Source organism: Streptomyces sp. NPDC030021 (assembly GCF_055574035.1).
Genome location: NZ_JBVIAH010000006.1, coordinates 71,795 through 83,383, shown reverse-complemented (window position 1 = coordinate 83,383; position 11,589 = coordinate 71,795). Strand labels below are relative to the sequence as shown.

Here is an 11,589-nt window from a genome sequence, read left to right as displayed (position 1 = left end):
ACCCCCCGTGCGACTGAACGATCTCGACGAACGCATCGTGCACGCCCTCGCCGAGGACGCCCGCCGCTCCTACGCGGACATCGGCTCCGAGGTCGGGCTCTCCGCGCCCGCCGTCAAGCGGCGCGTGGACCGGCTGCGCGCCGAAGGCGCCATCACCGGCTTCACCGTCCGCGTGGACCCGGCCGCCATGGGCTGGGAGACCGAGGGCTTCATCGAGATCTACTGTCGGCACAACACCTCGCCGGACGACATCCGGCGAGGACTGGAGCGATACCCCGAGGTGGTGTCCGCGTCGACCGTCACCGGCGACGCGGACGCCCTCGTCCAGGTCTTCGCCTCCGACATGCGCCACTTCGAGCGGGTCCTGGAACGCATCGCGGGCGAGCCGTTCGTGGAACGCACCAAGTCGGTCCTCGTCCTCTCCCCGCTCCTGCGCCGCTTCACCTCGGGCGCACCCGCCTAGGGGGTGTCTCCCGGCGGTCACGCCTGCGGCGTACGCAGCCCCAGGAACAGGGGGCTGCGGCGCAGGGTGAAGCCCATCGACTCGTAGAGCCGCACGGCCCCGGTGTTCGCCGCCGCCGCGTGCAGGAACGGGCGCTCCCCGCGCTCACGGACCTCCGCCGCGACCGCGCGTATCAGCCGGGCCGCCAGGCCCCGTCCCCGGTGGTCCGGGTGGGTGCACACCGCGCTGATCTCCGACCAGCCCTCCGGCCGCATCCGCTCCCCGGCCATCGCGACCAGCCGGCCCTCGTGACGGATCCCGAGGTACGTGCCCAGCTCGACCGTCCGGTCCAGGAACGGGCCCGGCTTGGTCAGCCCCACCAGCTCCAGCATCTCCGGTACGTCACCGAGCCCCAGCGCCACCGCCTCCGGCGCCGCCCCGGCCCGTACCCCCCGCCCGTCCAGCTGCACACCCGGAACCGTCACCAGCGTCTGCCACCCCGGCGGCGGGGTCAGCAGCCCGGTCACCCAGATCTCCTCCCCGGGCCCGGTCAGCGCGGCCAGATCCGCCCACGCCCGCGGGTCCTGCGGATCGGCGAGCGCCGAGAAGGGGGACGTGTCCAGCGTGTAGCGGGCCGCCAGACCCGCCGGCGCGAACTCGGCGAAATCGCGGTGCGGCCCGGTCAGCGCGGCCCAGACCGGATTGTCGAGTACTTCACTGCCGCACAGCGTGCCGCTCTCGGGGGACATGGGTGCTGGACTCCTTCCATAGGTGGCGGCGTCCGGGTCGTGACCGCCTTCTTGACGGCCCCGGGCGCCGCCACGAGACTGCGGGGGACGGCCATGACGGACAGCGCCCGCCACCGGAAGCCTAACCAGCACCGGACGGGGGCGGCCGAGGACAGGACGGGGGTGGCGGCGGTGGACACGGCCCGGACGGCGGACACGCACACGGACACGCGATCCCGGACCCTCCGGCGCTGGTGGCTCACCCGGCGCCTGCACATCGACCTCCTGCGGGTGTGCAGCGCTTTCGGCCCGCGCGGCTGACCCCCCTCAGAGACGAGTGACCCGGACCGGGCGCGCGCACCGCGCCGCCCGGGGCCCAGCCGTGTTGTCCTCCACCCCAGGAGAGTCATGTCGCACACCGTCCTGCCCCGCACCCCGCTGCCCCGCACCGGCCAGGCGCCCGCCCCGCGCGGCCGCATCGGAGCCGGTTTCTCCCCCGTACCGCACCGCTACCACCTCTACCTCCGCGCCGGCTGTCCCCGCTCCCTGCGGGTGACCGACACCCTCGCCGCGCTGGGCCTGACCCGCTCGATCACCGCCACCGTCCTCGGTACGGACCCCCGGGCGGCCGAGTACACCGCGCTGCGGCTGGCCTACGAGGCCACCGGCCACCACTTCGACGGCGCCCTGACCGTCCCGGCCCTCGTCGACACCTGGAGCGGCCGCGTCGTCTCAGGCCACACCCCCGACATCCTCGACGACCTGCGCTTCCTGGCCGCCCACCCGGCCTTCCGCACCGACTCCTAGCAGGGGGGCGCAGCAGGGGTCGTACGAGGTCCACCAGGGGGCCCGGGGGTGTCCTGCCGATCAGGCCGGGCTGATCGACAAGACACCCCCGGGGGCGCCCGCGCAACGAATCGCCGCGTCGGTCAGGGAACACGCAACGAATCGATGCGCGGAGCGCAACGCTCACGGCTTGTCCGGATCGAACGCGCGAACGTACCGTTTTATGACCCCCTCCCCGCCTGTCACAGAGGTAGCCCATGCCCCCGCTGCGCACCGCCCTCCTCCAGAGCTCCGGAGTTCTCGGCGACACCGCCGAGAACCTCAAGGAGCTCGACGAGGCAGCGGCGCGCGCCGCACAGAGCGGGGCCGGGCTCCTCGTGACCTCGGAGATGTTCCTGACCGGCTACGCGCTGGACCTCAAGGACATCCCCGGACTCGCCGAAGCCGCCGACGGCGTCTCCGCCCAGGCCATCGGCGAGATCGCCCGCCGCCACGGGATCGCCGTCCTGTACGGCTACCCGGAGGGCGCGGACGGCGTCGTCTACAACGCCGCCCAGCTCATCGGCCCCGACGGCGCGGCGCTGGCGAACTACCGCAAGACCCACCTCTTCGGCTGCTTCGAACAGGACGCCTTCACCCCCGGCGACACCCCCGTCGTCCAGGCGGACCTGAACGGCCTCCGCATCGGCATCATGATCTGCTACGACGTGGAGTTCCCCGAGAACGTCCGGGCGCACGCGCTCGCCGGCACCGACCTCCTCCTGGTGCCGACCGCGCAGATGCACCCGTTCCAGTTCGTCGCCGAACAGCTCGTCCCCGTAAGGGCCTTCGAGAACCAGATGTACATCGCGTACGTCAACCGCACCGGCCCGGAAGGCGAGTTCGAGTTCGTCGGACTCAGCTGCCTGGCGAGCCCCGACGGGGTCACCCGGACCCGGGCCGGCCGCGGCGAGGAGCTGGTGTTCGGCGAGGCCGACCCCGAGCTGCTGTCGGCCTCGCGCGAGAACAACCCGTACCTGCGCGACCGCCGACCCGGGCTCTACGCCTCCCTCGTCTGAGCCCCCTTCTTCCCCCAGCCCTGCCGCAAGGAGACGTACCCCCATGACGTCCACGGTGCCCACCACCGCCGTCCCGCACAGCGACGGACAGCCGCCGATCACCATGTTCGGTCCGGACTTCCCGTACGCGTACGACGACTTCCTCGCCCACCCGGCGGGCCTCGGCCAGATACCGGCGACCGAGCTCGGCACCGAGGTCGCCGTCATCGGCGGCGGGCTGTCCGGCATCATCTCCGCGTACGAGCTGATGAAGATGGGCCTCAAGCCCGTCGTCTACGAGGCCGACCAGATCGGTGGCCGCCTGCGCACCGTCGGCTTCGAGGGCGCCGAGACCGAGGGCCTCACCGCGGAGATGGGCGCCATGCGCTTCCCGCCGTCCTCCACGGCCCTGCAGCACTACATCGACCTCGTCGGCCTGGTCACGGAGCCCTTCCCGAACCCGCTCGCCGAGGCCACCCCCTCCACGGTCGTCGACCTCAAGGGCGAGACCCACTACGCCGAGACCATCGCCGACCTCCCGCAGGTCTACCGCGACGTGTCCGCCGCGTGGAACGCCTGCCTCGACGAGGGCGCCGACTTCTCCGACATGAACACCGCGATGCGCGAGCGGGACGTCCCGCGCATCCGCGAGATCTGGGCCAAGCTCGTCGAGAAGCTCGACGACGAGACCTTCTACGGCTTCCTCTGCAAGTCGGAGGCCTTCAAGTCCTTCCGCAAGCGCGAGATCTTCGGCCAGGTCGGCTTCGGCACGGGCGGCTGGGACACCGACTTCCCGAACTCCATCCTGGAGATCCTGCGCGTCGTCTACACCGAGGCCGACGACCACCACCGCGGCATCGTGGGCGGCTCGCAGCAGCTGCCGCTGCGCCTGTGGGAGCGCGAGCCGGAGAAGATCGTGCACTGGGCCCAGGGCACCTCGCTGTCCTCCCTGCACGGCGGCACCCCGCGCCCGGCGGTCACCCGCCTGCACCGCACGGCCGGCAACCGCATCACGGTCACCGACTCCTCCGGCGACATCCGCACGTACCGCGCCGCGATCTTCACGGCCCAGTCCTGGATGCTCCTGTCGAAGATCGAGTGCGACGACACGCTGTTCCCGATCGACCACTGGACGGCGATCGAGCGCACCCACTACATGGAGTCGTCCAAGCTGTTCGTCCCCGTCGACCGGCCGTTCTGGCTGGACAAGGACGAGGAGACCGGCCGCGACGTCATGTCGATGACGCTGACCGACCGGATGACCCGCGGCACGTACCTGCTGGACAACGGCCCGGACAAGCCCGCCGTCATCTGCCTCTCGTACACCTGGTGCGACGACAGCCTCAAGTGGCTGCCGCTGTCCGCGAACGAGCGGATGGAGGTCATGCTGAAGTCCCTCGGCGAGATCTACCCGAAGGTCGACATCCGCCGTCACATCATCGGCAACCCGGTCACCGTCTCCTGGGAGGACGAGCCCTACTTCATGGGCGCGTTCAAGGCCAACCTCCCGGGCCACTACCGCTACCAGCGCCGCCTGTTCACCCACTTCATGCAGGACCGCCTCCCCGAGGACAAGCGCGGCATCTTCCTCGCGGGCGACGACATCTCCTGGACGGCCGGCTGGGCCGAGGGCGCGGTCCAGACCGCCCTCAACGCCGTCTGGGGCGTCATGCACCACCTGGGCGGCTCCACGGACTCCACCAACCCGGGCCCGGGCGACGTCTACGACGACATCGCCCCGGTCGAACTCCCCGAGGACTGATCCTCCGGGTTCCCCAGGCCACGGGCCGTCCCCGCGTGAGCAGCGCGGGGACGGCCCGTTCTCATGTCCGGGGTCAGGTCAGCACTGCCAGAGCAGCGCGGCCCGCCCGCAGGGGGCGCACGCGTGGGCGTAGGCCCGCCCCGAGCCGAAGTTCATGGCGGTGGTGGGCTCCGGTCCCTCCCGCAGGCCGGCCACGAAGGCCATCGGCCGGGCGCAGCCGGGGCAGTCGGGCGTCTCGTCGTCCTGGAGCCAGTCGGGTTCGCCGCCGAGCGAGCCGAGGACCGCCCGCCCGGCCGGTGCGGTGCCGTCCGGCGCCGCCGGGACGGGTACGGCCGCGCGGACGGCGCCCAGCCCGAGGACGTCCTCGTCCGCGTCGGGCGCCGGTACGGGCACCAGGTCCCCGGCGGGCAGCAGCAGGGCCAGGTTGCCGCCCGCGGTCGGGCTCCACTGCTCGCACCGCCCGGGCCGGTGGGCGCACATGAACAGGGCCAGCACGCCGGGCCCCGCAGGGGCGGCGTCGCCGAGCACGATCTGGGCGAGGAACTGGAGCGGTCCCGCGCACACGCGGCACACCGGCCACACGGTCCCGGCGGGCGCCGTCGGCACCCCGCCGGTCCGGCTGACCCGGGCGTCCGGGGTGACCGGCCCGCCGTCGAGGAGAAGCGTCGTCATACGGCGAACCTATCCGGCGGCCCGCGACGACCCGGGGGCGGCAGGCGTCTCAGCCCCGCGGGGTCAGCAGGCAGCGGCCGACCAGGCCCACGCCCGCGTCGAGGGAGTCCGTGAACTCCTCGGCCAGGTCCGGCGCCCGGCGCAGCGTCCACAGCAGGCGGGCCGCCGACCAGGCCCCGGCGCGGGCGCGCTCCAGGCTCCACGAGCCGACCAGATGGGTCAGCGGGTCGGCGATCTCCAACAGGTCCGGGCCCGGCATCAGGTCCTCCCGGATGTGCTCCTCCAGGGAGACCAGCGTGTCGCCGACCCGGTCGAAGTCCGCCTCCAGGGCCCGCGGTTCACAGTCCAGCTCACCGCACGTGGCCACCACCGCCAGCGCCAGGTCATGGCCGATGTGCGCGTTGATCCCGGCCAGCGCGTGCTGCAGCGGGCGGATCCCCGGATGGCGGCGGTACTGCAGCAGCGGGCGCCAGCAGGCCGGGGCCCGGTCCGCCTCCACCGCCGTCAGGTACCGCTCCGCGAACCGCACACTGAGCGTCTGCGCCCGCCGGGGCGCCGGGAAGGCGCCGTGCTCGATCCGCCGGTGCAGGGTCTCCGTCACCGTCAGGTAGACCCGGTTGAAGACGGCGACACCGTCCTGCGGCGGGAGCCGCTCCTCCAGGGCGCGCATCCGCGCCAGCACCGCTTCCATGGGGGCAGGGTCGCAGGCGCCGGCGCGGATCCGGGGAACTTGGCCGTAGGCTTCCCCGGTTCGGGCGAAACCCCGTCAACGGGGCTTGTCCTGGCCGTCCCCGGAGCCCTCGTCGTAGGTGGAGGTGCCCGCGTCGAGCAGGGGCTCCTGCTTGAGGTGCGCCGGGGCGAGGTAGCGCAGTGCGTGGTAGCCGGTGATCACCACGATCGTGCCCAGCGCGATGCCGCCCAGCTCGAAGGTGTCGGTGATCTGCAGTTTCACGCCGCCGATGCCGATGATGACGCCCGCCGCGGCCGGCACCAGGTTCAGCGGATTGCGCAGGTCCACCCCGCCGTTGATCCAGATCTGCGCGCCGAGCAGGCCGATCATCCCGTAGAGGATGACCGTGATGCCGCCGAGCACCCCGCCCGGGATCGCGGCGACGATCGCACCGAACTTGGGGCACAGCCCGAAGAGCAGCGCGAAGCCCGCGGCCGCCCAGTAGGCCGCCGTGGAGTAGACCCGGGTGGCCGCCATGACCCCGATGTTCTCGGAGTAGGTGGTGTTCGGCGGGCCGCCGACCGCCGTGGACAGCATCGACGCGGCGCCGTCCGCCGCGATCGCCGTGCCCAGCTTGTCGTCGAGCGGATCGCCGGTCATCTCGCCCACGGCCTTGATGTGGCCCGCGTTCTCGGCGATCAGCGCGATCACCACCGGCAGGGCGATCAGGATCGCCGACCACTCGAAGGCGGGTGCGTGGAAGGACGGAAGCCCGAGCCAGTCGGCCTTGGCCACCGCCGAGAGGTCGAGCCGCCAGTGGTCGACGGCCGCCTCCCCGCCCAGCGTCGAGTGGATCTTCCCGAAGAGCAGGTCGGAGAGCCAGGAGATCCCGTACCCGAAGAGCAGACCGAGGAAGATCGCGATGCGCGACCAGAAACCGCGCAGACAGACCACGGCCGCCCCCGTGAACAGCATCGTCAGCAGCGCCGTCCACTGGTCCTGCGGCCAGTACGTGCTCGCCGTCACCGGTGCCAGGTTGAAGCCGATCAGCATCACCACCGCGCCCGTCACGATGGGCGGCATCGCCGTGTGGATCACGCGGGCGCCGAACCGCTGGACCACCAGGCCCGCCAGGAACAGCGCCACGCCCACGACGAAGACGGCGCCCGTGACCACCGCACTGTCCCCGCCCGCGGCCCGGATGGCCGCAGCGACACCGACGAACGACAGCGAACAGCCCAGGTACGACGGGATCCGGCCGCGGGTCGCGAGGAGGAAGATCACCGTCGCGACACCGGACATCATGATGGCCAGGTTCGGGTCCAGGCCCATCAGGACCGGAGCGACGAAACTCGCGCCGAACATCGCCACGACGTGCTGCGCGCCCAGCCCGGCGGTCCGCGGCCACGACAGGCGCTCCTCCGGCCGGACCACCGCCCCGGGGGCGGGAGTCCGCCCGTCTCCGTGCAGGGTCCAGCCCACGCCGAGGCCCATGTTCCACTCCGTTTCTCCGGCTGCTGCTCACACATCGAGGCCGCAGCGCACGGGTACGTGCCGCTGCGGCCAGTCGACATGTTACGGCCGGGTTTGGGCAGGTTCGTCGAGCTCGGTGGGGCCGGGCTTCGCCGTCACCCCGCCGAGATCGCCCCCAGCCTGCCCCACCGCCGGCCCCTGGCGCAGTACCGCGGCACCCGCGATCAGCGCGAACGCCAGCAGGGTGACCAGCCCGAAGGACACCACCAGCGAGGTCGCGTCCGCCACCGCGCCGATCGCCGACGGGGCGATCAGCCCCGAGGTGTACGTGATCGTCGCGACACCGGCGATGGCCTGCGCCGGGGCCGGGCCGCTGCGCCCCGCCGCGGCGAAGGCCAGCGGGACCACCACCGCGATCCCGAGCCCGATCATCCCGAACCCGGCCAGCGCGCCCGCCGGATGCCGGACCCCGACCACGAGCAGCCCGCCCGCGGTGGCCACCACCCCGCCCGCCCTGACCGTGCGCACCGCCCCGAACCGGTCCACCACCCGGTCCCCGACCAGCCGGGCCAGGGCCATGGTGAGCGCGAAGGCGGTGGTGGAGGCCGCCGCCAGACCCGCGTCCGTGTGCAGGACGTCCCGCAGGTAGACCGCCGACCAGTCCAGGCTCGCGCCCTCGGCGAAGACCGCGCAGAACCCGACGGCCCCGATCAGCAGCGCCGACTTCGGCGGCAGCGCGAAGTGCGGCGGCGCCTGCGCCCCCTGGTCGGCCCTCAGGTCCAGCACACCCTGTACGGCGAACAGCCCGCCCGCCGTCAGGACCAGCGCGGCGACCAGGTGGTGCAGCCGGGCGTCGGCCCCGGCGTGCGCGGCGACGGCACCCGCGGCCGAGCCGAGCAGCGCGCCCACGCTCCACATGCCGTGCAGCGAGGACATGATCGAGCGGCCCAGCCGGTTCTCCGTCTCCACGCCCAGCGCGTTCATCGCCACGTCCGACATGCCGGCGGTGGCCCCGTAGACGAAGAGCGCGAAGCAGAGGGTGGGCAGGTTCGGGGCGAGGCTCGGCAGGATCAGGGAGAGGGTCCAGAACGAGAGCAGGGCCCGCAGCGCCGCGCGTGCGCCGAGCCAGTGGTTGATGCGGCCCGCCAGCGGCATCGCGAGTGCCGCACCCACGGCGGGGGCGGCCAGCGCCAGGCCCAGGGTGCCCGGGCTGAGCTGGGCGTGCTCCTGGATCCAGGGGATACGGGTGGCGAAGGAGCCGGTGACGGCACCGTGGGTGCAGAAGACGGCGGCGATGGCATAGCGGGCATGGCGCAGGTGCGCCGGGCTGAGGTCGGTGTCCCCGGTCATGACGATTAAACTATCAGGGACCCTGCCTGATAGATAATGGGCCCGACTCCCTAGGATGGGCTCCGTGACTCCTGCCCCCACCACCACTCCGGCACCGTCCCCCGCCTCGCCCAGCACGGCCCGGGCCATCAACGACCGCCTCGCCCTGCAACTCCTCCAGGAATCCGGGCCGCTGACGGCCACCCAGCTCAAAACCATGACCGGCCTCTCCCGCCCCTCGGTCGCCGACCTCGTCGACCGGCTCACCGAAGCCGGACTCATCGAAGTCGCCGGCGAATCCGGCGAACAGCGCCGCGGCCCCAACGCCAAGCTGTACGGGATCGTCGCCGACCGCGCCCACCTGGCCGCCCTCGACGTGCGCACCGACCGGGTCACCGCAGTCGTCACCGACCTCCTGGGCCGCCCCCTCGCCGAAGCCGCCCTGCCCGTCGGCGCCCCCGAGGACGCGGTGGCCGCCCTGCTGCGCACCGCACGCGAAGCCGGCGCCGCCGAACTGCACACCGTCGTCATAGGCGCCCCGGGCCTGGTCGCCCCGGCCACCGGCGAACTCCGCGACACCAGCGGCCTCCCGGCCTGGCACCGGGACCTGGTCACCGCCCTGCAGCGCAGCCTGCCCGCCGTGGTCGTCGTCGAGAACGAGACCAACCTGGCCGCACTCGCCGAGCAGCGCCTGGGCGTGGCCCGCGACCTGGACTCCTTCGTCCTGCTGTGGCTCGGCGCGGGCGTGGGCGCGGCCGTGGTCCTGGACGGCCGGCTGCGCCGGGGCGCCTCCGGCGGAGCGGGCGAGATCGGCTTCCTTCCGGTGCCGGGCACCGCCGGCCTGCCGTCGGCCGAGGACTGCGCGGGCGGATTCCACGCCCTGGTGGGCCGCGAAGCCGTGACCGCGCTCGCGCGCGCCCACGGCTTCGCGGGCCCGGCGGAGGAGGCCGTGGCCGGAGCCGCGGGGGAGGCCTTCCTCGAAGCCCTGGCCGAACGGCTCGCGCTGGGCGCGGCGGCGGCCGCCGCGATCCTGGACCCGGGCTGCGTGGTCCTGGCGGGCGAGCTGGGCCGCGCAGGCGGCCCCGCCCTGGCCGCCCGGGTCGCCCACCGCGTGGCGAAGCTGACCCCGGTCCCGACGGAGATCCGCGCCACGACCCTGGGCGACCCGGCGGTCCTGGCGGGAGCCGAACTGGCGGCGCGGGACGCCGCGCAGGCGGTGCTGTTCGGGGGGTAGGGGCGGGGGAGGGCTCCGGGGGCGGGGGGTGTGGCGGGGGCTCCCGCCCACCCGCGCCCCCGCCGCGCTTCTCCGATTCCGCCCGCGCCCGTCCCCTCGAAGCCCCCGAAGCCCCCGAAGCCCCCGCCCCGCCACACCCCCTACCGTCCCCGCCCCCGCCCCGCCGCGAACTGCGCGAACGTGAGGTGGCCCGCCGCGTGGGACGGGGCCAGGTGGCCGCCGCGCTTGAAGCCCGCGTAGGCCTTGCCCGCCAGGGGGACGGAGATCACCCGGCGGTGGCGGCCCGTCGCGGTCAGGTAGGTGCGGGCCAGGTCCGGCAGGGTGCGGATCTCCGGGCCGCCCATGTCCGGGACCCGGCCCGACGGGGTCGGGACGGCCAGTTCCGCCAGGCGGTCCGCGACCTCCCCGACGGCGATCGGCTGCACCCGCACCCCGCCGGGCATCGGCACCGGCACGAGCGGCAGCTTCGCCGCCGTGTCCACCAGCTGCGCCACCAGGTCGTGGAACTGCGTCGTGCGCAGGATGGTCAGGCCCAGCCCGGACGCCTCCAGCAGCCGCTCGACCTTCAGCTTCGTCCGGTAGTAGCCGAGCGGCACCACGTCCACCCCGACGATCGAGATGTAGACGATGTTGGTGACGGTCCCCGCCCGCCGGGCCGCGTCGATGAGGTGCCGGGTGGCGGTGTCGTCGTCCTTGCCCCCGGCGCGCGTATTGCTCGCGCAGTGCACGATCACCTCCGCGCCGGCCATCGCACCGTCCAGCCCGCTGCCGTCCAGCAGGTCGACCGGATACTCCGGGGCGTGCCGGCTCAGCGCGCGGACCTCGTGGCCCGCGTTCCGGAGCCGGTCCACGACGAGCACGCCGAGGGTGCCGGTGCCGCCGGTGACGAGGATGGTGCTCATGGGGTCCGCCTTTCGCCGATGTGGTTCCTTCGGCAGCGGAGACCGGAGGGCCCTCAGGAATGTGACAGCTGCCGCTGGAGGAATTCCAGCTTCTCCGGGTTGAGTACCGTGCTGAGCCCGCTGACCAGCCCGTTCTCGAATTCCACCAGAAGAACGGCCGTCTCGCCGAAGAGCAGCGCCGGTACCCCGTTGATCTCCGCGACGCTGACCGGCAGGTCCCCGGCGAACTTCTTGAGCACCCCGATCGCGAACCGGGCCACCTTCTCCCGCCCCAGGATCGGCCGCAGCGCCGCGTTGACCGCGCCGCCGCCGTCGGAGACGAACCGGACGTCGGCCGTCAGCAGCCCCTCCAGCCGGGCCAGGTCCCCGCCGCGCGCCGCCGTCATGAAGGTTTCCACGAGGCTCTGCCACCGTTCGGGGTCCGGTGCGAAGCGCGGCTCGGGCGCGGGGGGGGGGGGGGGGGGGGACCGCACCACCGACCACCCAGAAAGGGGCTGGGGAGAGGTGTCCCCAGAGTGCCAGAGGGCCGTATGGCTCCCAAGTAGCTTTAGTAG

At 73.3% G+C, this 11,589-nt stretch carries 12 protein-coding genes; 5 read left to right on the top strand and 7 right to left on the bottom strand.

What is annotated here, in order from left to right:
• Positions 1-7: 7 nt before the first annotated feature.
• Entirely contained in the window at positions 8-463 is a 456-nt protein-coding gene (locus ACZ4YL_RS13630) for an Lrp/AsnC family transcriptional regulator (RefSeq protein ID WP_007262967.1), read from the top strand.
• A 17-nt stretch (positions 464-480) separates the two neighbouring features.
• On the opposite strand, the gene ACZ4YL_RS13625 is transcribed toward ACZ4YL_RS13630, so the two are convergent.
• Positions 481-1,191, bottom strand: coding sequence for a GNAT family N-acetyltransferase (locus ACZ4YL_RS13625; protein WP_468116408.1), 711 nt, complete (start codon positions 1,189-1,191; stop codon positions 481-483).
• Positions 1,192-1,578: 387 nt separating this feature from the next.
• On the opposite strand from ACZ4YL_RS13625, the gene ACZ4YL_RS13620 reads away from it, so the two are divergent.
• The 3 genes from ACZ4YL_RS13620 (at position 1,579) to ACZ4YL_RS13610 (ending at position 4,755) form a co-directional block, all read left to right on the top strand.
• On the top strand, positions 1,579-1,977 hold the full coding sequence (locus tag ACZ4YL_RS13620) for a hypothetical protein (protein ID WP_468116407.1): 399 nt from the start codon (positions 1,579-1,581) through the stop codon (positions 1,975-1,977).
• Between the two features lie 236 nt (positions 1,978-2,213).
• Complete coding sequence (locus ACZ4YL_RS13615) at positions 2,214-3,014, top strand: carbon-nitrogen hydrolase family protein (protein WP_468116406.1); 801 nt, start codon at positions 2,214-2,216, stop codon at positions 3,012-3,014.
• Positions 3,015-3,057: 43 nt separating this feature from the next.
• Positions 3,058-4,755, top strand: a complete 1,698-nt coding sequence (locus tag ACZ4YL_RS13610) for a flavin monoamine oxidase family protein (RefSeq protein ID WP_389116644.1) — start codon at positions 3,058-3,060, stop codon at positions 4,753-4,755.
• A gap of 78 nt (positions 4,756-4,833) precedes the next feature.
• On the opposite strand, the gene ACZ4YL_RS13605 is transcribed toward ACZ4YL_RS13610, so the two are convergent.
• From ACZ4YL_RS13605 to ACZ4YL_RS13590, 4 genes are all read right to left on the bottom strand, one after another.
• Positions 4,834-5,427 (bottom strand): hypothetical protein, encoded by a 594-nt coding sequence (locus tag ACZ4YL_RS13605; RefSeq protein WP_468116405.1) that lies wholly within the window; start codon positions 5,425-5,427, stop codon positions 4,834-4,836.
• A gap of 49 nt (positions 5,428-5,476) precedes the next feature.
• Positions 5,477-6,118, bottom strand: coding sequence for a DUF5995 family protein (locus ACZ4YL_RS13600; RefSeq protein ID WP_468116404.1), 642 nt, complete (start codon positions 6,116-6,118; stop codon positions 5,477-5,479).
• 75 nt (positions 6,119-6,193) lie between these two features.
• Positions 6,194-7,591 (bottom strand): uracil-xanthine permease family protein, encoded by a 1,398-nt coding sequence (locus ACZ4YL_RS13595; protein ID WP_468116402.1) that lies wholly within the window; start codon positions 7,589-7,591, stop codon positions 6,194-6,196.
• Positions 7,592-7,672: 81 nt separating this feature from the next.
• Positions 7,673-8,920, bottom strand: coding sequence for an MFS transporter (locus ACZ4YL_RS13590; RefSeq protein ID WP_468116400.1), 1,248 nt, complete (start codon positions 8,918-8,920; stop codon positions 7,673-7,675).
• A 55-nt stretch (positions 8,921-8,975) separates the two neighbouring features.
• Here ACZ4YL_RS13590 and ACZ4YL_RS13585 point away from each other — a divergent pair, with 55 nt between their 5' ends.
• The gene (locus ACZ4YL_RS13585) at positions 8,976-10,133 is read left to right on the top strand and encodes an ROK family transcriptional regulator (protein ID WP_468116398.1); all 1,158 of its coding nucleotides are present in this window, start codon (positions 8,976-8,978) and stop codon (positions 10,131-10,133) included.
• A 140-nt stretch (positions 10,134-10,273) separates the two neighbouring features.
• Here the strand turns inward: ACZ4YL_RS13585 and ACZ4YL_RS13580 are convergent, their stop codons facing one another.
• Positions 10,274-11,035 (bottom strand): SDR family oxidoreductase, encoded by a 762-nt coding sequence (locus ACZ4YL_RS13580; protein ID WP_468116396.1) that lies wholly within the window; start codon positions 11,033-11,035, stop codon positions 10,274-10,276.
• Between the two features lie 53 nt (positions 11,036-11,088).
• Positions 11,089-11,421: a hypothetical protein gene (locus tag ACZ4YL_RS13575; protein WP_468116394.1), complete on the bottom strand. Its 333-nt coding sequence runs from the start codon at positions 11,419-11,421 to the stop codon at positions 11,089-11,091.
• Positions 11,422-11,589 lie beyond the last annotated feature (168 nt).

Bases quoted from the DNA above. Each gene is read 5' to 3' on its own strand.
- ACZ4YL_RS13625 (WP_468116408.1), bottom strand. From the start codon at position 1,191: ATGTCCCCCGAGAGCGGCACGCTGTGCGGCAGTGAAGTACTCGACAAT.
- ACZ4YL_RS13620 (WP_468116407.1), top strand. From the start codon at position 1,579: ATGTCGCACACCGTCCTGCCCCGCACCCCGCTGCCCCGCACCGGCCAG.
- ACZ4YL_RS13615 (WP_468116406.1), top strand. From the start codon at position 2,214: ATGCCCCCGCTGCGCACCGCCCTCCTCCAGAGCTCCGGAGTTCTCGGC.
- ACZ4YL_RS13610 (WP_389116644.1), top strand. From the start codon at position 3,058: ATGACGTCCACGGTGCCCACCACCGCCGTCCCGCACAGCGACGGACAG.
- ACZ4YL_RS13605 (WP_468116405.1), bottom strand. From the start codon at position 5,427: ATGACGACGCTTCTCCTCGACGGCGGGCCGGTCACCCCGGACGCCCGG.
- ACZ4YL_RS13600 (WP_468116404.1), bottom strand. From the start codon at position 6,118: ATGGAAGCGGTGCTGGCGCGGATGCGCGCCCTGGAGGAGCGGCTCCCG.
- ACZ4YL_RS13595 (WP_468116402.1), bottom strand. From the start codon at position 7,591: ATGGGCCTCGGCGTGGGCTGGACCCTGCACGGAGACGGGCGGACTCCC.
- ACZ4YL_RS13590 (WP_468116400.1), bottom strand. From the start codon at position 8,920: ATGACCGGGGACACCGACCTCAGCCCGGCGCACCTGCGCCATGCCCGC.
- ACZ4YL_RS13585 (WP_468116398.1), top strand. From the start codon at position 8,976: ATGGGCTCCGTGACTCCTGCCCCCACCACCACTCCGGCACCGTCCCCC.
- ACZ4YL_RS13580 (WP_468116396.1), bottom strand. From the start codon at position 11,035: ATGAGCACCATCCTCGTCACCGGCGGCACCGGCACCCTCGGCGTGCTC.
- ACZ4YL_RS13575 (WP_468116394.1), bottom strand. From the start codon at position 11,421: ATGACGGCGGCGCGCGGCGGGGACCTGGCCCGGCTGGAGGGGCTGCTG.